The sequence below is a fragment of the Falsiroseomonas sp. HW251 genome, assembly GCF_050563545.1.
In the GTDB taxonomy this organism is placed as follows: Bacteria; Pseudomonadota; Alphaproteobacteria; order Acetobacterales; family Acetobacteraceae; genus Falsiroseomonas.
Map to the genome: position 1 here is coordinate 205,592 of NZ_JBNXUM010000008.1, position 18,764 is coordinate 224,355.

General features: G+C 72.8%; 22 protein-coding genes and 1 pseudogene. 11 read left to right on the forward strand and 12 right to left on the reverse strand.

What is annotated here, in order from left to right; translation table 11 throughout:
* Positions 1 to 62 precede the first annotated feature (62 nt).
* Together cysQ and ACLF3M_RS12120 are read left to right on the forward strand one after the other, a co-directional pair.
* Positions 63 to 827 (forward strand): 3'(2'),5'-bisphosphate nucleotidase CysQ, encoded by a 765-nt coding sequence (gene cysQ / locus ACLF3M_RS12115; protein WP_430657180.1) that lies wholly within the window; start codon positions 63 to 65, stop codon positions 825 to 827.
* Entirely contained in the window at positions 824 to 1,792 is a 969-nt protein-coding gene (locus tag ACLF3M_RS12120) for an L-threonylcarbamoyladenylate synthase (RefSeq protein ID WP_430657181.1), read from the forward strand. Before cysQ ends, ACLF3M_RS12120 begins: the two co-directional genes overlap by 4 nt.
* Before the next feature lie 6 nt (positions 1,793 to 1,798).
* Here the strand turns inward: ACLF3M_RS12120 and ACLF3M_RS12125 are convergent, their stop codons facing one another.
* On the reverse strand, positions 1,799 to 2,812 hold the full coding sequence (locus tag ACLF3M_RS12125; RefSeq protein WP_430657182.1) for an amino acid ABC transporter substrate-binding protein: 1,014 nt from the start codon (positions 2,810 to 2,812) through the stop codon (positions 1,799 to 1,801).
* A 95-nt stretch (positions 2,813 to 2,907) separates the two neighbouring features.
* Between ACLF3M_RS12125 and ACLF3M_RS12130 the strand changes: the two genes are divergently transcribed.
* The 3 genes from ACLF3M_RS12130 to ACLF3M_RS12140 all read left to right on the forward strand — a co-directional run bounded on the left by ACLF3M_RS12130 (position 2,908) and on the right by ACLF3M_RS12140 (position 4,322).
* Positions 2,908 to 3,456 (forward strand): chromate transporter, encoded by a 549-nt coding sequence (locus tag ACLF3M_RS12130; protein ID WP_430657183.1) that lies wholly within the window; start codon positions 2,908 to 2,910, stop codon positions 3,454 to 3,456.
* Positions 3,453 to 3,983: a chromate transporter gene (locus tag ACLF3M_RS12135; RefSeq protein ID WP_430657184.1), complete on the forward strand. Its 531-nt coding sequence runs from the start codon at positions 3,453 to 3,455 to the stop codon at positions 3,981 to 3,983. The genes ACLF3M_RS12130 and ACLF3M_RS12135 overlap by 4 nt, the downstream gene beginning before the upstream one ends.
* Positions 3,984 to 4,112: 129 nt before the next feature.
* Positions 4,113 to 4,322, forward strand: coding sequence for a hypothetical protein (locus ACLF3M_RS12140; RefSeq protein ID WP_430657185.1), 210 nt, complete (start codon positions 4,113 to 4,115; stop codon positions 4,320 to 4,322).
* Positions 4,323 to 4,340: 18 nt separating this feature from the next.
* Here the strand turns inward: ACLF3M_RS12140 and ACLF3M_RS12145 are convergent, their stop codons facing one another.
* From ACLF3M_RS12145 to ACLF3M_RS12160, 4 genes are read right to left on the reverse strand one after another with little or no spacing between them, the layout of a single operon-like run.
* Positions 4,341 to 4,859: a YcbK family protein gene (locus tag ACLF3M_RS12145; protein WP_430657186.1), complete on the reverse strand. Its 519-nt coding sequence runs from the start codon at positions 4,857 to 4,859 to the stop codon at positions 4,341 to 4,343.
* A 57-nt stretch (positions 4,860 to 4,916) separates the two neighbouring features.
* Complete coding sequence (locus tag ACLF3M_RS12150) at positions 4,917 to 5,075, reverse strand: hypothetical protein (RefSeq protein ID WP_430657187.1); 159 nt, start codon at positions 5,073 to 5,075, stop codon at positions 4,917 to 4,919.
* 16 nt (positions 5,076 to 5,091) lie between these two features.
* Complete coding sequence (locus tag ACLF3M_RS12155; protein ID WP_430657188.1) at positions 5,092 to 5,292, reverse strand: hypothetical protein; 201 nt, start codon at positions 5,290 to 5,292, stop codon at positions 5,092 to 5,094.
* A 23-nt stretch (positions 5,293 to 5,315) separates the two neighbouring features.
* Positions 5,316 to 6,041 (reverse strand): M48 family metallopeptidase, encoded by a 726-nt coding sequence (locus ACLF3M_RS12160; protein ID WP_430657189.1) that lies wholly within the window; start codon positions 6,039 to 6,041, stop codon positions 5,316 to 5,318.
* Positions 6,042 to 6,118: 77 nt separating this feature from the next.
* Between ACLF3M_RS12160 and ACLF3M_RS12165 the strand changes: the two genes are divergently transcribed.
* Both ACLF3M_RS12165 and ACLF3M_RS12170 read left to right on the forward strand, forming a co-directional pair.
* The gene (locus ACLF3M_RS12165; protein WP_430657190.1) at positions 6,119 to 6,280 is read left to right on the forward strand and encodes a hypothetical protein; all 162 of its coding nucleotides are present in this window, start codon (positions 6,119 to 6,121) and stop codon (positions 6,278 to 6,280) included.
* 168 nt (positions 6,281 to 6,448) lie between these two features.
* Positions 6,449 to 6,799: a hypothetical protein gene (locus ACLF3M_RS12170; protein ID WP_430657191.1), complete on the forward strand. Its 351-nt coding sequence runs from the start codon at positions 6,449 to 6,451 to the stop codon at positions 6,797 to 6,799.
* Here the strand turns inward: ACLF3M_RS12170 and ACLF3M_RS12175 are convergent.
* The 5 genes from ACLF3M_RS12175 to ACLF3M_RS12195 are packed head-to-tail and all read right to left on the reverse strand — an operon-like array spanning position 6,796 to position 9,419.
* Positions 6,796 to 7,113 (reverse strand): cupin domain-containing protein, encoded by a 318-nt coding sequence (locus ACLF3M_RS12175; protein ID WP_430657192.1) that lies wholly within the window; start codon positions 7,111 to 7,113, stop codon positions 6,796 to 6,798. The two genes, ACLF3M_RS12170 and ACLF3M_RS12175, sit on opposite strands and share 4 nt — an antisense overlap.
* A complete protein-coding gene (locus ACLF3M_RS12180) occupies positions 7,110 to 8,048 on the reverse strand; it encodes a dihydrodipicolinate synthase family protein (protein WP_430657193.1) in 939 nt (312 codons plus the stop codon). Before ACLF3M_RS12180 ends, ACLF3M_RS12175 begins: the two co-directional genes overlap by 4 nt.
* Positions 8,045 to 8,542, reverse strand: a complete 498-nt coding sequence (locus ACLF3M_RS12185; RefSeq protein ID WP_430657194.1) for a YcgN family cysteine cluster protein — start codon at positions 8,540 to 8,542, stop codon at positions 8,045 to 8,047. The genes ACLF3M_RS12180 and ACLF3M_RS12185 overlap by 4 nt, the downstream gene beginning before the upstream one ends.
* A 28-nt stretch (positions 8,543 to 8,570) precedes the next feature.
* Positions 8,571 to 9,185, reverse strand: a complete 615-nt coding sequence (locus ACLF3M_RS12190; RefSeq protein WP_430657195.1) for a hypothetical protein — start codon at positions 9,183 to 9,185, stop codon at positions 8,571 to 8,573.
* Positions 9,186 to 9,224: 39 nt separating this feature from the next.
* Entirely contained in the window at positions 9,225 to 9,419 is a 195-nt protein-coding gene (locus ACLF3M_RS12195) for a hypothetical protein (RefSeq protein ID WP_430657196.1), read from the reverse strand.
* A 74-nt stretch (positions 9,420 to 9,493) separates the two neighbouring features.
* Here ACLF3M_RS12195 and ACLF3M_RS12200 point away from each other — a divergent pair, with 74 nt between their 5' ends.
* Genes ACLF3M_RS12200 through ACLF3M_RS12215 form a run of 4 tightly spaced genes read left to right on the forward strand, consistent with a single transcriptional unit; the run spans position 9,494 to position 17,601 of the window.
* Positions 9,494 to 11,311 (forward strand): PHA/PHB synthase family protein, encoded by a 1,818-nt coding sequence (locus ACLF3M_RS12200; protein ID WP_430657197.1) that lies wholly within the window; start codon positions 9,494 to 9,496, stop codon positions 11,309 to 11,311.
* A gap of 38 nt (positions 11,312 to 11,349) precedes the next feature.
* Complete coding sequence (locus ACLF3M_RS12205; protein WP_430657198.1) at positions 11,350 to 12,567, forward strand: metallophosphoesterase family protein; 1,218 nt, start codon at positions 11,350 to 11,352, stop codon at positions 12,565 to 12,567.
* On the forward strand, positions 12,564 to 16,028 hold the full coding sequence (locus tag ACLF3M_RS12210; RefSeq protein ID WP_430657199.1) for an AAA family ATPase: 3,465 nt from the start codon (positions 12,564 to 12,566) through the stop codon (positions 16,026 to 16,028). Before ACLF3M_RS12205 ends, ACLF3M_RS12210 begins: the two co-directional genes overlap by 4 nt.
* 40 nt (positions 16,029 to 16,068) lie before the next feature.
* The gene (locus ACLF3M_RS12215) at positions 16,069 to 17,601 is read left to right on the forward strand and encodes a UxaA family hydrolase (RefSeq protein ID WP_430657200.1); all 1,533 of its coding nucleotides are present in this window, start codon (positions 16,069 to 16,071) and stop codon (positions 17,599 to 17,601) included.
* Between the two features lie 4 nt (positions 17,602 to 17,605).
* Here ACLF3M_RS12215 and ACLF3M_RS12220 read toward each other — a convergent pair.
* Positions 17,606 to 17,866: pseudogene (locus ACLF3M_RS12220) on the reverse strand (YdhR family protein); the annotation flags it as partial.
* 46 nt (positions 17,867 to 17,912) lie between these two features.
* Positions 17,913 to 18,761, reverse strand: a complete 849-nt coding sequence (locus ACLF3M_RS12225) for a fumarylacetoacetate hydrolase family protein (protein WP_430657201.1) — start codon at positions 18,759 to 18,761, stop codon at positions 17,913 to 17,915.
* Positions 18,762 to 18,764 lie beyond the last annotated feature (3 nt).

An 18,764-nucleotide genomic window follows, 5' to 3' on the forward strand; every position in this document is an offset into this window, starting at 1 on the left:
GCCCGGCAACCCGGCACCCCGTCGGCTTGGCGCGGGGACTGGCGAGGCGTAATCGGATCGCCATGGACGAGGACGCCCTGGTCGCGCTCGCCGCGCGACTCGCCAAGGAAGCCGCCGCCGCCGTCATGGCCGTGCGCGCGGCCGGCTTCGCGGTGGAGCGCAAACGCGACACCTCCCCCGTGACCGCCGCCGACCGGCTCGCCGAGGCGCTGATCGTCGAAGGCCTGCGCGAGGCCACGCCGGACATCCCCGTGGTGGCGGAGGAGGAGGTCGAGGCCGGTCGCGCCACCGCCCATGACGGGCTGCTCTGGCTGGTGGACCCGCTGGACGGCACAAGGGAATTCGCCGGTGGGCACGACAGCTTCGCCGTGAACATCGGCTTGGTGCGGAACGGGCGCCCGTGGCTCGGCGTCGTGGCGCTGCCCGCGATGGACGAGATCTTCGGCGGCATCGTCGGCCGCGGCGCTTGGAAGCAGGACGGCAAGGGCATCCGCGCCGCGATCGCCGCCCGCCGCCCGCCGCCCGAGGGCCCCGTCGTCTTCGCCAGCCGTCACTACGCCGCCGATCCGCGCATCGCCGATTTCGCAAAGCAGCACGGCGCGTCGAAGGTCGTGAACATCGGCAGCGCCGAGAAATTCTGTCGCCTGGCGGAGGGCGTCGGCGACCTCTATCCCCGCCACGGCGAGACCATGGAGTGGGACACCGCGGCGCCGGAGGCGGTGCTGATCGCGGCCGGCGGCAGCATGGCGGACTGGTCGGGGGCGGCGCTACGCTACGGGAAGCCGGGCTGGCGCAACCCACCGTTTCTAGCACGCGGAGCGGCATGACGAGGGTCTTGACTGATGTCGCCGAGGCCGCGTCGTTGCTGCGCGCCGGCGAGCTCGTGGCGTTCCCGACCGAGACGGTCTATGGCCTCGGCGGCGATGCCCGGAATGCGCGGGCCGTCGCCGGCATCTTCGCGGCGAAGGGCCGGCCGCAGTTCAACCCGCTGATCAGCCATTTCCCCGATTCGGATGCGGCGTTCGAGGAGGTGGTGCCGGACGAGCGCGCGCGCGAACTTGCCCGGCTGTTCTGGCCGGGCTCGCTGACGCTGGTGCTGCCGCGGCGCGCATCGTCGCGGATCGCGGACCTGGCCGGCGCGGGGCTGGACACGCTCGCGGTGCGCGTACCGGGTCACCCGGTTGCGCTGGAACTGGTGCGCCTAGCCGCGACGCCGGTCGCGGCGCCCTCCGCGAACCGCTCGGGCGGCGTCAGCCCGACGAATGCGGCGCATGTGATGGAAGGCCTGTCTGGCCGCATCGCGGCGGTGCTGGATGGCGGTCCCTGCGAGGTTGGCGTCGAGAGCACCGTGCTGGACCTGTCGTCCCGCGGCGCCGCCCTGCTGCGTCCGGGTGGCATCACGGCCGAACAGATCGAGGCCGCCATCGGCCCGATCGGCCGCGCGCTGACGCGGGCCGCGGGCGAGGCGACGCAAAGCCTGCGCAGCCCCGGGATGATGCTGTCGCATTACGCGCCGTCGCTGCCGGTGCGGCTCGGCGCCGCCGATGTCGCGTCCGAAGAGGCGCTGCTCGCCTTCGGCGCGCCGCTGCCGGGCGCAGGCGCCATGTGGAACCTATCGCCTTCGCGCGACCTGGCGGAGGCTGCGGCGCGACTCTTCGCGGGGCTGCGCTGGCTGGACGCGGAAGGCCGGCGGCTCGGGCTGACGCGGATCGCGACGATGAGCGTGCCGGATCGCGGGCTCGGCGCTGCGATCAACGACCGCCTGGAAAGGGCGGCGGCGCCGCGGGACTGACGGCCCTCACCTGAAGGGCGGCGACCACATCAGCCCGCCGTCGCGCGCCAGCCTGTCCCGCCCCCTCTCGAGCCCGATCGGCGCCAGGTTGCGCTGCCAGACCTCGCCGTAATTGCCCACCGCGCGGATCGCATTCGCGGCCCAGGCGTCGTCCAGCCCCAGGGCGCGGCCGAACTCGCCGGCGCGGCCGAGAAGCCGCTGCACCTCGGGGCTCGCGTCAGACCGAGCGCGGTCCTCGACATTCACGGCGGTCACGCCGTGCTCCTCCGCCGCGACCAGCGCATTCAGCGTCCAACGCGCGATGTCGAACCAGCGCCAGTCGCCCTTGCGCACCAGCGGGCCCAGCGGCTCGGCGCCGATCGTGTCGGGCAGGATCACGTAGTCATTCGCGCGCGGCCCCTGCCCCGCGCGGATGGAGGCCAGGCCCGACCGATCGGTCGTGTAAGCGTCGCAGCGCCCGGAGAAGAACGCCTGCGTCACCTCCTGGAAGTTCTCGATCACCACCGGCGTGAAGCGCACGTTGTTGCTGCGCGCCCAGTCCGCCAGGTTCAGCTCCGTCGTCGTGCCGGGCTGCAGGCAGATCGTCGCACCGTCCAGCCCACGCGCATCGGCCAGGTTCAGGTCGCGCCGCGTGATGAAGCCCTGCCCGTCATGCATGATCACGCCGACGAAGGCGAGCCCGATGGGCACGTCGCGCGCGAAGGACCAGGTGGTGTTGCGCGACAGCAGGTCCACCTCGCCGGATTGCAGGGCGGTGAAGCGCGTCTGCGGCGTGGTCGGCACGAAGCGTACCTTGGCGCCGTCGCCCAGCACCGCGGCCGCGACGGCGCGGCAGAAATCGGCGTCGAGCCCCCGCCATTCGCCCCGCGCATCGGGCTGCGACAGCCCCACCACGCCGGTCGAGACGCCGCAGGACAGCTGCCCCCGGGCCCGCACCGCGCCCAGCGTGTCGGGCGGCGGCTGCGCGACCGCCGGCGCGGCGAGCAGCAGGGAGGACAGCAGAAGGACGAGGCGACGCATGGGCGCGATCTCCTGGACGGCATCACGCGAACCCGCGTGCCCGCGCCGGGTTCCGGGGCTTGATCCACGCCCCTGCCCGCGCTCCGCTGGCCCGCATGGCCGATGCGCGCCCCACGCTTGCCCAGCTCGTACTGACCTATGCCCGGATTGGCCTGCTCGGCTTCGGCGGCGTCAATGTCTGGGCGCGCCGCGTGCTGGTGGAGGAGAAGCGCTGGCTGACTGACCAGCAATACGCCGAGGTGCTCGGCCTCGGGCAAGCGCTGCCCGGGCCGAACGCGATGAACGTCGCGATCCAGCTCGGCGACCGCTGGCATGGGCCGCGCGGGGCACTGCTGACCCCGCTCGCGCTGTTTGCCGGGCCGCTCTGCGTGCTGGTGGGGTTGGCCGCGGCGCATGACCGCTGGGGCGAAATCCCGCTTGTGCGGTCGGTGCTGGCCGGCACGGCGGCGGCAGCGGCGGGGATGGTGATCGGCACCGCGCTCAAGATCGCGCGCAACCTGCAGCCGTCCCTGCCGGTGCTGGCCGTCGGGCTCGCCGCGCTGGCCGGTGCGCTGCTGCGGCTGCCGCTGCCGGTGATCGTGCTGGGCCTGGCGCCGGCCGGCATCGCCGCGGCCTGGTGGACGCGGCAGCGGGCGGCGCGATGAGCGCCATCCTCTGGCAGCTCGCGACCGGTTTCGCCGCGATCTCGCTGATGGCGGTCGGCGGCGGCATCGCGGTGCTGCCGGAGATGAGCCGCCTGGTCGTCGAGGTGCAGGGCTGGATGACCCATGCCCGCTTCGCCGAGCTCTACGCGCTGGCGCAGGCCGCGCCCGGGCCGAACGTGCTGGTGGTCGGGCTGATCGGCTGGCAGGTCGCGGGGCTCGCCGGGATGCTGGTCGCGACGGCGGCGATGACCCTGCCCTCCGGCGCGCTGGCCTTCGGATTCTCGCGCCTCCGGCGCCGGCTCGCGGGCAGCGCGCGGATGGAACTGGTCGAGAAGGGCCTGGTGCCGATCGCGGTCGGGCTGATCCTGGCCTCTGGCCTGCTGCTCGGCCATGCCGCGGCGACGGGGTGGCTGCCGGTGGCGATGGTGGTCGCCTCCTCTCTCATCGTGTGGCGGACGACGGTCAATCCACTCTGGGTGCTGGGGGCGGGGGCGCTGGTCGGGGCGCTGTTCCTCTCGCCGCCGTGAACATTGTTTCGCCGCCCGCGAAACAGTCGCGACGCGGCACGAAGCAGAACGACATCGCGGCGAAACCGAGAGGGATCACAAGGGGGCCATGCCCGGTCGCAAACCGGACCACGCCAGGGAGAGACCCCGATGTTCGACAAGCCCCGCCTCGCCGCCGGCCTGACCCTCGGCGCCTTCGCCCTGGTCTGCCTTGCCGGGCTGGCGCGCTTCGCCCCTGACGCGGCACCGATCGCCCAGGCCGAGGCCCGCCCCGCGCGGACCGCCGAGCCCGCCGGTACGCGCACGCCGGCCGAGGTGCCCTGGGGCGCCATCGCGGCCCGCCTGCAGATGGGCAACTGACGCTGTGGCGCCGGGCTGCTACCCGAACCGCGTCCAGGTCCGCTGCGGCCCGATGTCGATGTGCACGAAGTCGCGGTAGAGCCCGATCCCCATGAAGCCAAGCCGGCGCTGCAGCGTCCAGGCCGCCAGCCCCACCTGCCCGATCGGCATGCCCGGCACGCTGACATCGACCGCAAGGCCGCGCAGATGCAGGCTGGCCGGCGCCGCGCCTTCGATCGAGGCATTGGTCTGCGGCGTGCGATAGCCGGACCGCACCAGGAGCGGGCGCGAATAGCCCCATTGCTCCTGCAGCACCGACATGATGTCGATCAGCAGCGGCGGCAGCGGCCCTTCCATGCGCTGGCCGATGTCGCGCAAGAGGTGGCGAAGCCTGCCCAGCGCCGCGCCGTCGTAGTCCTGGCCCGAGCGATAGGCCGTCGCGACCTCCTCGCCCGCCCCGTTCCGCGTCCAGATGAAGCGCTCGCCTTCCGCGCGCGCGGCTACGGGCGCGAGCAGCGCGCCTCCGGCCCCGAGCAGCTTGCGTCGTCCGAGCGTCACGCGCCGGAAGCTAGCGCGGCCTGCGGCCATGTCCAGCGCGGGTTGCGGACACCGCACCTAGAGTCGGCCCACCAGGTCGCCGAAGCACCAGATCAGCGTGCCGACCACCAGCAGGCCGAAGCCCACCTTCTCCGTGACCCGGCGGTCGAGGTCGCGCTGCAGGCGCCTGAAGCTCTCGAGCCGCGCGGTGCGCTGGACGCCGTCCGCGTATTCCATGTCGGCCACCGCGCGATCAGGATCTTGCGGCTGGCCAGCACCAGGCCGAGCGCCGCCAGGTCGCGCCCGACCGCGCGAACCACATCCGGCCGCCCGTGACCAGGCTGGCCCAGACGCAGCCCGCGACGGACGCAAGCGACGCCAGCATGAAGCCGCGCTCGACGCGGCGGAGGGAGCGCGAGGAGGCCTCGGCGGCCAGGACGTAACGGTCGGGCATCGGGGCGCCCGGATGGCCCCGTCTCAGCCGACGCGCAGGAGCGCCGGCCCCTGCGCCCGCAGCCATTCCACCGCGGCGTCGCGGTTCGGCGTCAGCTGCTCGACCAACGCCCAGAAGCGCACGGAGTGGTTGAGCTCGCGCAGATGCGCGATCTCATGCGCGACGACGTAGTCCGTCACCCATTCCGGAGCCATCACCAGCCGCCAGGAGAAGGCCAGCGTGCCATCCGGCGCGCAGCTGCCCCAGCGGCTGCGCGTATCCTTCAGCCGGATCACGCGCGGCTTCACGCCGAGCGCCGCGGCATGCGGGACAGCGAGCGCGCCGATGCGCCGCTTCGCCTCCGCGCGCAGGAAATCGCCGACACGGCGCGGCAGGAACTCGCGCGCGCCGGTCACGACGATCTCGCGCCCCTCGATGAAGGCGCCGCCGCGCCGTCGCGGCTCGTGCCGGATCGCATGCGTCTCGCCGCCGAGCAGCAGCTTCGCCCCCGGCGCGAATTCGATGGGTGGCGCCAACGCGGCCAGGCGTTCCAGCACCCAGGCTTCGTGCTGCCGCAGCAGGGCGATGCCGGCGCGGCGGCCGGCGCGCGGCGGCAGCGTCACCACCACCTCGCCCTCGCGCGGGCAGATCAGCAGCGAAACGCGGCGCGCGCGTGCCGAGGCCCGCCAGCGCACGGGGATGCGCGCGGCGGGCGCGAGCGCACCGCGCGGCGGCGGCAGGACGACGATCTCCGATTCGGGCAGGGCCATTGCCATCCAACATGGCAAGGACCGCCCCGCCAGGGCAACGGCTTGACACGCTTCGTGACGTCGGTGGGAGTGGAACGATGCCGCTCGCCGGGAAGATGGCCGCCCTGATCGCCACCGGCGCGCTGTCGAGGCTGACGCCATCCATGGCGAAGATCGCGATGGAGCACGGCATGCGCCCGCTCCGCGTCGCGACCATCGCGGCGGCCTCCGCGGCCGTGCTGCTCGCCGCGGCGGCGTAGCGCGGGCAGCGCCCGCGCTTCGGCCGCGCGCATCTCGTCCACTACGCTGCGGGCGGGATCGTCGGCATGGCCGCCGCTGTCGCCCTGGTCACGCTGGAGACGCGCGCACGGGCCTGACGCAACCGCGCAGCGCCTCGCGCGTCGCCCTCCGACGAGAAGGAGGACGCCATGAAGCTGATATGGGCCGCGATGCTCGCTACCGGGATGGCCGGGGCGGCGATGGCGCAGGGAACGGGCATCGGCGGGCAGACCGGCGCGGCGACCTCGCCGGGCATCGGCGGCCCGCAGAGCGGTATGGCCGGCGGCGCGACGGCGGGCGGCGCGGGACGCGAGGAACGCGGCGGCGGCCTGGCGAATGACCGCGTGATGTCGGGCGGCGGCTTCGACGTGCCGCGCAGCGCGGTGGCGCCGCAAGGTGGCGGACCCACGCTCTCGCCGGCCGATCGCAGCCCCGTCGGTGGCAGCGCGATCGGCGGCAGCGGCGTGCCCGGCACGGCGACCGGGACGCCGTCCCGCTAGCCCGGCAGGTGCTTGAGCTCAATCTCGACAAAGGAGAGCGGCGCGGTGCCCGCGTTCACCACGTTGTGCTCGACACCGAAGGCGCGGGCATAGCTGACGCCGGCCTTGAGTTCCGCCGTCGCGGTCTGCCCGCCGGGCAATTCGAGCAGCAGCGTGCCGTCGGTCACGGGCACGACGACGTAGTTCATGCCGTGCCGGTGCCAACCGGTCTCCGCGCCGGGATCGAAATCCCAGCGCGTGACGCGGGTGTGCGCGTCGTCCACCTGCAGCGTCGCCGTCGCCGGGGCGCGGCAGCGCAAGGGCTCGGCGCTCACTCGGCAGCGGCCTTCAAGCCGAGGCCCGGCAACGGCAGCGCGCCGGCGGCCTGCATCGCATCCCACGCGACCTGGCCCTCGGCCTTGGTCAGCGGCAGGTGCGGCGGGCGGACCATGCGCCAGCCGTCATGGCCTGTGCTGCGCGCGATGATCTCGCGCAGGCCCGGGATCAGCGCGACCGCCGTCGCGGCCTTGCGGGTCGCGTCGAGCACGGCCTGGGCCGCATCGGCCTCGGGCCCCGTGCGCTTCTGGTAGACGATCTGGCCGAAGCGCGCGTTGATGTTGGCGGCGGCCGTGATGCAGCCCGCCCCGCCCTCGGCCAGGATCTTCTGCACGTAGTTGTCGGCGCCGGCATAGACCTCGAACCCGTCCTTGGCGAAGTGGTCGATCATCGCCTTCATGTTGGCGTAGTCGCCGGAGCTGTCCTTCACGCCCTTGACGACACCGGGGAAGGCCTTCAGCAGGCGCGCGATCAGGTCGAGGCTGAACGGCACCGCGGATTGCTGCGGGAAGTGGTAGAGGTAGATCGCGATCCCGCCGCCGACGCGGTTCACCACCTCGGAGAAGTACGCGAAGAGCCCGTCGTCGCTCGGCCCCTTGTAGTAGAAGGGCGGCAGGACGAGGACGCCGCGGCAGCCCTGCGCCTTGGCGTGCTTCGTCAGCTCCACCGTGTCGGTCAGCGACGCGCAGCCCGTGCCGGGCATCAGCCGCGCCACCGGCACGCCGCGGGCGGCGATGCCTTCCAGGATCTGCCTGCGTTCGTCGAAGCCGAAGCTGTTGGCCTCGCCCGTCGTGCCGAGGATGCCGAGGCCGTTGCAGCCATTCGCCAGCAGCCACTTGCAGTGCGCGGCATACCGATCGAGGTCCGGCGAGAGGTCCGGTTTCATCGCCGTCAGCGCCGCGGCATTGACGCCGCCGAAGAGCGCGTCCTTCATCCTGCTTGTCCTTCCTTCCCCATGGGCTCGATCGGGCGCGCGGCGCGCGGGATGCGGCCGGGCCATTGGACAATGTGATCCACCAGCGGGCCGGCATCGCGTTCCCGCAGCACCTTGCCACGGACAGAGACGCCGGCCTTCACCACGGTCTCGGCATCGCCGGAGACCAGCGGGTGCCACCACGGCAGGTCGCTGCCCTCGGCGAGCAGGCGATAAGCGCAGCTCGGCGGCAGCCAGTCGATCGCCTCGACGCGCTTCGGCGTGAGCTTCACGCAATCCGGCACCTTGGCCTTGCGGTTCGCGTAGTCGGAGCACCGGCAGGACTGCGTGTCGAGCAGCCGGCAGGCGACGTTGGTCCAGCCGAGTTCGTCGGTGTCCTCGTCGCGCAGCTTGTGCAGGCAGCAGCGCCCGCAGCCGTCGCACAGGGATTCCCACTCGGCACGGGTCATCTCGCCGAGGGTCTTCGTCCGCCAGAAGGGCTGGGTCGCCGCCATCCGCCCTTCTGTAGTGCGGCCGGCCGTCTCAGGCCAGCCGCCTGAGGGCGATCAGGAAGCGCTGCGCCGCAACTTCGGGCGGCCAGGGCTCCCAGGGCGTCCCGCCAAACTCGGCGGCGAGGGGGTCGGTGGCCATCACCGCCGCCCGGATACCGAGCGTCCCGCGGACCTCCGCCACCGACCAGCCCGCGACATGCACGGCCTCGGCCGCGGCGATCGCGACATCGAGCTTCTTGTGGAGCTTCTTCTGCTCGGCGTCCCAGGGCGGCAGTGCGTAGCGCGTGGCGACCGCGGCGCCGAGGCTTTCCTGCAACTGCCGGAAGCCCTCGCCGAGGAAGGGCTTCAACGGGGAGATGCAGTCGAAGTTGATCAGCCCCTCTTCCGCATCGTGCAGCAATTCGCGCCGCAGTTGGGCCCGGGTGGCGGCGGGCTTCGCGGCGTGCCGCAGCGCCAGCACGCCGAGCGAATGCTGCGCAACTGACAGCGGCGCCGGCCAGGTGGAATGCCCGCCCCAACGGAAGGTGCGCGCCAGGCCCGTGGCCAGGTCCTCGTCGGTCCAGTCGAAGGGCGTCGGCGCCAGCAGGTCCAGCCGCCGCCCGGAGGGCAATCTTATCCATGCCCGGGCTTCGGTGCGCGTCCCCATCGGGACGCGACATAGGCCCGTTCCGAAACCCTTGCGAGACTACCCGCCCGCGACGCCCGCGATGACCTTCCCGCTGCCGCCGCAATGGGGACAGGGCACGCCGTTGAAGATGCCCTTGCCCTGGCAGTCCGGGCAGATGTCCTCGCCCGTGCCCGGCGTGCCGGGCGGGGCGACGTCGCCGGGGTTCATCTTCGATCCGCCGGCCTTGCCGGCCTCGTCCTTGATGTCAGCCATGCTACGCTTCCCCGAAACGCCGCCAACGCGGCGCCTCCGCCCGCGTTCACCCCCATGAAGCAGGAGCGGCAGCGATGAACGACAACGAAGCCGGCCGGCGCGGCGGCGCGATGCAGCCCCCGGCGGCGCCGGCGATCAGCTGGAGCGACTGCCTGGCCGATCCGCGCCACCTGGCGGAGGGCATTGCCGCCAATCCGGTGCTCCGCAACCTCGACCGGATGTGGAATGCCAACCCGCTGCGGGACGTGATCCCCGTGGACTGGGCGGAGGTCGCCTGGGCCTTGCGCACCGTCGGCCTGCGCCGCGCGCAGTATCCCGGCCGCGCCTTCACCGCCGCGCTGGCCCTGCAGGCGGATCTGATGCGGGCCGCCGCCGAGACATGGACGGGCGCGATGCGGCGCCTCTGGCTGGGCCCGGAGGCCGAGGCGCCGCCCGCCGGCTCCGACAAACGCTTCGCCGCCGCGGCCTGGCAGGCGAACCCGGCCTACCGGATGCTGCGCGACGCCTATCTCCTGGCCTCCGACTGGCTGGTCAACGAGGCGGAGGCCGAGGATCTCGACCCCCGCATGAAGCAGCGCCTGGTCTTCCATCTCCGGCAATTCACCGATGCGATGAGCCCTGCGCTGCTCTTCGCCTCCAACCCCGCCGCGATCCAGCGCGCCATCGAGACGGGCGGCGCCAGCCTCGTGGACGGCACGCGCAACCTGATGGAGGACCTCGCCGCCGGCCGGCTTTCCATGGTGGACGAGACCGCCTTCGCGCCCGGCCGCAACCTCGCGCTGACGCCCGGCAAGGTCGTGCTGCGCAACGCGCTCTGCGAACTCATCCAGTACGCGCCGACCACGCCGCAGGTGCACGCCGTGCCGCTGCTGATCCTGCCGCCCTGGATCAACAAGTACTACATCCTGGACCTGCAGCCGAAGAACAGCCTGGTGCGGCACCTCGTCGCGCAGGGCTTCACGGTCTTCGTGGTCTCCTGGAAGAACCCGGACGAGTCCATGGAGGAGCTGGGCTTCGAGGACTACATGCGCCTCGGCGTGCTCGAGACCTCGGACGCCGTGCGGGAGATCGCCGGCAGCAAGACGCTGAACGTCATGGGCTACTGCATCGGGGGCACGCTGCTGGCGATGGTGCTGGCCGTGCTCGCGGCCCGCGGCGACGCGCGCTTCGGATCCGCGACCTTCATGGTCTCGCTGCAGGATTTCTCCCGCGTCGGCGACACCGCCGTCTTCATGGGCGAGCCCGAGGTCGAGCTGATCGAGCAGCAGATGATGGCGCGCGGCTATCTCGACGCGCGCGAGATGTCGAACATGTTCAACCTGTTGCGCGCCAACGACCTGATCTGGTCGAACGTCGTCAACAACTACCTGCTGGGGCAGCGCCCCGCCGCCTTCGACCTGCTGTACTGGAACGCCGACGGCACGCGCATGACCCGCGCCGCGCATTCCTGGTACCTCCGCAACACCTATGTCGAGAACCGCCTGGTGCGGCCCGGCGACGTGGTGCTGGACGGCACGCCGGTGGATCTCGGCCGCATCCGCATCCCCATCTATGCCGTCGGCGCCGAGCGCGACCATATCGTGCCCTGGGACGCGGCTTGGCGGATCACGCAGCTGGCGGGCGGCGACGTCCGCTATATCCTGGCGAATTCCGGCCACATCGCGGGGATCATCAATCCGCCCGGCGGCAAGGGCTACTGGTTCACCGGCCCGCCCGCGCCCGATCCCGCGACCTGGCGGAAAGCCGCGCAGCGCAACGACGGGTCCTGGTGGACCGACTGGGTCGCCTGGCTCGCCGAACGCAGCGGCACGAAGGCGAAGCCGCCCGCCCTCGGCAGCCGCAGGCACAAGCCGCTGGAGGACGCGCCGGGGCGCTACGTGCTGGAGAAGTAGCGGCTTGCGCGACTCGGGCCGTCGGGCAATGTCGCGACGTGAGGTTCATCCACGCCGCCGACATCCACCTCGACAGCCCGCTCGCCGGCCTGCAGGCGCGCGCCGAGCCGCTCTCCGAGGAACTCCGCAACTGCACCCGTCAGGCCTTCAGGAACCTGGTGGACCTCGCGATCGCCGAGAACGTGGCCTTCGTCGTGATCGCCGGCGACCTCTATGACGGCGACTGGAAGGATTTCTCGACCGGCCTGTTCTTCGCGGCCGAGATGCAGCGCCTCGGTCGGCCCTGCTTCCTGCTGCGCGGCAACCACGACGCGCAGTCCCTGATCACCAGGCGGCTGAAGCTGCCGGACAACGTGCATGAATTCTCCTCCCGCCGGGCGGAGAGCTTCGTCCGACGCGACCTCGGCGTCGCGCTGCACGGCCATTCCTTCCCCGACCGCGAGGTGCCGGAGGACCTCTCCGCGACCTATCCCGATCCGGTCCCCGGGCTGCTCAACATCGGCGTGCTGCACAGCTCCGCCGACGATCCCGGCGACCACGCGACCTATGCCCCCTGCACGCCGGAGCGCCTGCGCGACAAGGGCTACGACTACTGGGCGCTCGGCCACATCCACATCCGTCAGGTGCTGCATCAGGGCCATCCCTGGATCGTCTTCCCCGGCAACATCCAGGGCCGGCACGCCAGGGAGACCGGGCCGAAGGGCTGCACCCTCGTCACCGTCGAGGAGGGGCGGATCGCGACGGTCGAGCATCGCGACCTCGATGTCCTGCGCTGGGCCGTTTTGGAGGTGGATGCCACCGACGCCGACGAGGACGAACTGCTCGCCCGCCTCGGCGCCACGGTCGGCACGGCGCTCGCCGCCGCGGCGGAACGCCCGCTGCTCGCGCGCCTGACGCTGTCCGGCGAGACCGCGCTGCATGCCGCGCTCCCCGACCGCGTCGAGGAACTCGTCGCCCATGCCGCGGGCGCGGCGATCGAGGTCGGCGGGCGGCTCTGGATCGAGAAGGTCCAGCTCCGCACCCGCGCGCCGGCGCATCTCGCGGCCGATACGCTGGACCCGCTGCGCCAGGCCTTTCTCGCGGCGTCACAGGACCCCGCCGTCGCCGACCCCCTGCGCGAGGAGATCGAGGCGCTGCGCCTGCGCCTGCCGCCGGCGATCCGCGCCGAGGCCGACATGCCCGCGGACCTCGCGCGCCTGGCCGAGGAAGCCTGGGACGCCGTCGTCGCCGCGCTGGCCGCGGAAAGCGGGCGATGAGGCTGCTGGCACTCGACCTGCTGCGCTACGGGCATCTCACCGACGCCTGCCTGCGCTTCCGGGACAACGCCGGGCTTCATGTCGTGCTCGGCGCCAACGAGGCCGGCAAGTCCACCGCGCTGTCCGCGATCGGCGACGCGCTGTTCGGCTTCCCGCACCGAAGCGACTTCGCCTTCCTGCACGACGGCAAGGAGCTGCGCATCGGCTTCGAGGTCGCGTCGCGCGACGGCAGCCGCGCGGGCTTCGTCCGCCGCAAGGGCCGACATAACACGCTGCTGGACGCCGCCGACCAGCCGCGGCCAGAAAGCGCGCTGCAGCACTTTCTCGGCGGCGCGACGCGCGATCTCTTCCAGAAGGCCTTCGGCCTGAACGCCGCGACGCTGCGCGACGGCGCGAAGTCGCTGATCGAGGGCGGCGGCGCCGCCGGCGAGGGGCTGCTCGCCGGGATGGGCATGCCGCATCTGCGCCGCGCGATGGACCGCCTGGACAGGGCGGCGGACGAGCTGCATGGCAGCCGCCACAGGCAGCGCCGCCTGCCCAAGGCGCTCGACGATTTCCACCTCGCGCAGCGGAATATCGAGGCCCATCTCGTCCGCCCGAAGGAGTGGTCGGACACGCGGGAAGCGCTGGAGAAGACCGGGCACGAGCTGCGGCGCATCGCTGAGGAGACCGCCGCGCTGAAGACGGAGGAGCTGCGCCTGCGCCGCGCGCGCGCCGTGCGGCAGCCCCTGGCGACGCTCTCCGCCCTGCGGGACGAGCTGGGCGACGTCGCCGAAATCCCCGCCATGCCGCGCGATGCCGATGAACGCCTCGCGACGCTCACCGCCGCGCTGGACAGGGCCGAGCAGGACGAGGCGAGGGAGGAGGAAGCGGCCGCGCGGCACGACGCGGAGCTCGCCGCCCTGCCGCGCGACCCCGCGATCCTCGCGCGGCAGGACGCGGTGGATCGCCTGGCGCAGCTTGCCGCGACCGCTTCCGGCGCCGAGCGCGACCTGCCCGAGGTCCGGCAGGACGCCGCGTCGCAGCGCGGCCGCATCACCGCGGCCGCCGCGAATCTCGGACTGGACGCGGCGCCCGAGGCGGTGATCGCGCGCCTGCCGCAGGAGCGCCAGCGCCGCGACGCGCAGCGCCTGATCCGCGGCCATACCGCGCTGCTGACCAGGCTGCAGGGCGCCGAGGAGGCGCTCCGCCAGGCCGAGCGCCGCCACGCCCGCGCGGCCCAGGCGCTGTCCGAGGCCATGCGCCCCGCCGCCGCCGCGCCGTTGCGCCGCGCGGTCGAGACCGCGCGCGGCGAAGGGCCGCTCGACCGCGACCTAGCCGCGGCGGAGCGCGATCTGGAGGCAGCGACGCGGCGCGTCGCGGCCGCGCTGTCGGCGCTGCCGCTCTGGTCCGGCGATGCCGCGGGCCTCGCGGCCTGCGCGCTGCCGCTCGCCGCGAGCTGCGAAGAAGCGGCGCTGCGGCTCGACGCCGCGGAGGCCGCACTGGCGACCGCCCGGCACGACGGCGCCTCGATCCTGGCCGAGATCGCGACTCTGGAAGCGAGCCTCGAGGATCTCGCGCGCGGCGGCACGGTGCCGACGCCGGACGTCATTGCGGCCGCCCGCGCACGCCGTGACGAGAGCTGGCAGGTGATCCGGCGTCAGCTCGCGGGCGACACCGCGCCAGACCCCGCGGGGCCACCCGCCTTCGAGGCGCTGCGGGACGAGGCCGACCGGCTGGCCGATGCGCGTGCCGAGGACGCGCAGCGTGTCGCCGACTATGCCGCGCGATCGGCGCGCCTGCTCGCGCTGCGCGCGCAGCACCAAGAGGCCGTGGGACGCGACACAGCAGCGGCCGCGGCGCTGGCCGAGGCGGAAGCGGGATGGCACGGGCTTTGGGCGCCGTCGGGGCTGGCCGCCGGATCGCCCGCGGTGATGCGCGAATGGCGCGCCGCGCGGGACAAGGTGCTGGACCTCGACACGCGCGCGACGGAGCTGCGTGGCAGGCGCGACGCGATTGCGGCGAAGCGGCAGGACGCGATGGCGCTGCTTGCCCCGCATCTGCCGCCGCCGCATCTGCCGACGCTGGCGGGCATGCTTGCCGCCGCGGAGACCGCCTGCGCCGCCCTCGACGCGGAGGAGGAAGCACATCGCAAGCTGCGCGACGCCGCCGCGACGGCGGCAGGCGCGCTGGACGATGCGCGCGGCGCGGTCGCGGATGCGCAGGCGGCTCTCGCCGCGGGCGCCGAGGCCTGGCGCCCCGCCGTCGCCATCCTCGGCCTGCCCGCGACCGCGGGCCCGGAGGCCGTCGAGGCCGCGCTGCAGGATTGGTCGGCGATCGCCGAGGCGGCCTCGGCCTGGCGCGCGGCGAGCGGCCGGATCGCGCAGATGGAAGCGGCGGTGCAGGCGCTGGCGCAGGAGACGATGGCGCTGGCCCAGGCGCTCGGCGAGGTCGCGCGGGACGAGGCGCCCGCCGTCACCGCCGCGCGCCTGGCCCGCCGCCTTCAGGACGCGCGCGCGGCCGAGATCAAGGCGGATGGCTTCGCCGCCCAGGCCGAACAGCGCCGCGAGGCGGCGACCACGGCGCGCGAGGCGAGGCAGGCGGCCGAGGCGGCGCTTGCGCGACTGCACGAGGCCGCCGGCACGGCCGACCTGCCGGCGCTGCGCGAGGCTGTCCGCCGTGCCGCGCGGCGGGCGGCGCTGCTGCAGCAGATCGACGCGGAGGAGGCGCGCCTTCGTGACCATGCGGACGGCCTGGCGGAGGCAGCACTGCGGCAGGAGGTCGAGGGCTTCGATCCCGACCATGCCGCGGCCAGGCTCGACGCCATCGAGGCGCGGCAGCAGGAGCTGAACGGGGAACGCGAAAGTCTCGGCGGAGAGCGGCAGCGCCTGCAGAGCGCGCTGAAGGATCTGGAGGGCGGCCGCGACGCCGCGTCCTTCGCGCAGGATGCGCGCCAGGCGCTGGCGGATGCGCAGGCGGCGGCGGAGCGCTATGCCCGGCTGCACGCCGCGCGCACGCTGCTGCGCGCGGGCATCGAGCGCCTGCGCCAGAGCCAGCAGGGTCCGATGCTGCAGGCCGCCACGCGCCACTTCGCGCTGCTGACGGACGGACGCTATGTCCGGCTGGCGACCGAGGAGGATGACGACGGTGCCGCGGTCCTGCGCGCGATCCGGGGGGACGGGACGGCCTGCCCCATGGACCAGCTGAGCGAGGGCGCGCGCGACCAGCTCTACCTCGCGTTGCGCGTCGCCGCGCTGGAGATCCAGGCCGAGGCCGCGGAACCCCTTCCCTTCATCGCGGACGACCTGCTCGCCAGCTTCGACGAGGCGCGCGCCGCCGCCGCGCTGCGGCTGCTGGCGCAACTCGGGCAGCGCGTGCAGGTCATCCTGTTCACGCATCACGCCCATGTCGCGGAGCTCGCGGCCGGGCTGCCCGGCACGGCGGTGCTGCGGCTGCCCGCAACGGCCCTTCCGGCGGCCTGACGCTCCGTCGTAGACTCCGCGGGAGAAGAGGAACGCCGCCATGGACGCCCGCACCCTGCCGCCCGTGATCCGCCTGTCGCCCGAGGACGGCGTGGTGATCGCCCGCATCGCCATCCCCGAGGGCACGACCGTGACCGAGGGCGTCACCACCAACCGCCGCATCCCGCCCGGCCACAAGATCGCGACGCGAGCGCACACGCCGGGCGAGGCGATCCGCCGCTATGGCCAGATCATCGGCTTCGCGACCGAGGCGATCGCGCCCGGGGACTGGGTGCACGTCCACAACTGCGCGATGGGCGACTTCGCCAAGGACTACGCCTGGGGCGTCGACGCGAAGCCTACGCCGATGATCACCCCGGCCGCGACCTTCATGGGAATCCGCCGCGTCGACGGCCGCGTCGCGACCCGCAACTACATCGGCGTCGTGACGTCGGTGAACTGCAGCGCGCATGTCGCCGACCTCATCGCCGACGCCTTCAAGCGCAACCCCTTCACGGGGCAGGATCCGCTGGCCGAATTCCCGAACGTGGACGGCGTCGTGGCTCTCACCCACAAGACGGGTTGCGGCATGACGATGGGCGAGCCGCTGCGGCTGCTCCGCCGCACGCTGGCAGGCTTCGCGCGGCACGTGAACTTCTCCCATGTCATCGCGATCGGGCTGGGCTGCGAGGTGAACCAGCTCGGACCGATGCTGGAGGAGCAGAAGCTCAGCGGCCGGCTGCGCAACATGGACATCCAGGAGATGGGCGGGACGCGGAAGACCGTCGAAGCCGGCATCGCCTTCGTCAAGGAGGTGCTGAAGGAAGCGAACGACGTCGCGCGCGTGCCGGTGCCGGCGAGCGAGCTCATCGTCGCGCTGCAATGCGGGGGATCCGACGGCTATTCCGGCATCACCGCCAACCCCGCGCTCGGCGCGGCGTCCGACCTGGTCGTGCGCCATGGCGGCACGGTGATCCTGTCGGAGACGCCGGAGACCTATGGCGCGGAGCACCTGCTGACCCGCCGCGCGGTCTCGCGCGAGGTCGGCGAAAAGCTGGTGGCCAAGATGCGCTGGTGGGAGGACTACACGGCGCGCGAGGGTGCCGAGATGAACGCCAACCCCTCGCCGGGCAACAAGGCCGGCGGGCTGACGACGATTCTGGAGAAGTCGCTCGGCGCCATGGCGAAGGGCGGCACGACGAACCTGACCGCGGTCTACGACTACGCCGAGCCCGTCACGGCCAAGGGCTTCACCTTCATGGACACGCCGGGCTACGACCCCGTGGGTGCCACGGGCCAGGTCGCGGGCGGGGCCAACCTGCTCTGCTTCACCACGGGCCGCGGCAGCGTCTTCGGGATGAAGCCGACGCCTTCAATCAAGCTCGCCACCAACGGCGCGATGTACGAACGCATGGCCGACGACATGGACGTCAACTGCGGCACGATCCTGACCGGCGAGGAGAGCGTGGCAGCCTGCGGCGAGCGGATCTTCCAGCTGATGCTGCGCGTGGCATCGGGCGAGAAGACGAAGAGCGAGGGCTACGATTTCGGGTCGAGCGAGTTCGCGCCCTGGACGCTCGGCGCGACGATGTGACGGGCTACCCGATCGGCCCGCGGTCAATCCGGCTCAGCGCCTCGTTCACGCCGCGATAGGTCGCCTCAATCCCGGTCACGCCGCGCGTGGCGAGCCGCTTCGCGTGCATGGCGTGATAGGCCTCCGCCGCCGCACGCGTCGCGAAGAGGTAGACGCCGCCGGCGCGGCCAGCCTCGGGCTCCTCGGTCCAGATCTTCCACAGCAGCCCGGGCGTGCCGGCGATGTCCTGCGCGAGCGGCTTCAGCGCCTCGGTCCGCTCGGGACCGAAGGCGCCGTTGGGAAGTCGAAGACCAGGACCGTGAGGCCGGACATCAGTCCGATGCGACGAGCTTCTGCTGCTGCTCGCCGAGCCCCGCGATGCCGAGCCGCATCGTCTGCCCGGCCTTCAGGAACACAGGCGTCGGCTTCTTGCCCAGCCCCACGCCCGGCGGCGTGCCCGTGAAGATCACGTCCCCCGGGTTGAGCGTGATGCACTGGCTGACATAGCTCACGACCTGCTTCACGCCGAAGATCATGGTCCGCGTCGAGCCGTCCTGCTGGCGCACGCCGTCCACGTCGCAGAACATGGCGAGGTTCTGCGGATCCGGCACCTCGTCCTTGGTGACCAGCCAGGGGCCGAGCGGCCCGAAGGTGTCGAAGCCCTTGCCCTTGTCCCAGGCGCCGCCGCGCTCGGCCTGCCATTCGCGTTCCGACACGTCGTTGCCGACGGCGTAGCCCGCGACGTGATCCAGCGCGTTCTCCTCGGCCACGTACTTCGCGCGCGTGCCGATGATGATGCAGAGCTCGACTTCCCAGTCCGTCTTCACGGAGTTGCGCGGGATGACGACGTCGTCGTTGGGCCCCGACAGCGCGTTCAGCGACTTCAGGAAGACGATCGGCTCCTTCGGGATCGGCGCGCCGGTCTCAGCGGCGTGGTCGGCGTAGTTCAGGCCGATGCAGACCAGGTTCTTCATCCCGGTCACGGGCGGGCCGAGGCGCGGATTGCCGGAGACCGCCGGGAGCGTCGCGGGATCCATCGCCGCGATCTTCGCGAGCGAAGCCGGGGAAATCGTGGCGCCGGTGATGTCAGGGATCACGCCGGACAGGTCCCGGATCGTGCCGGAGGCATCGAGGAGACCGGGCTTTTCGGCGCCGGCAGGACCGTAGCGGAGGAGCTTCATCTG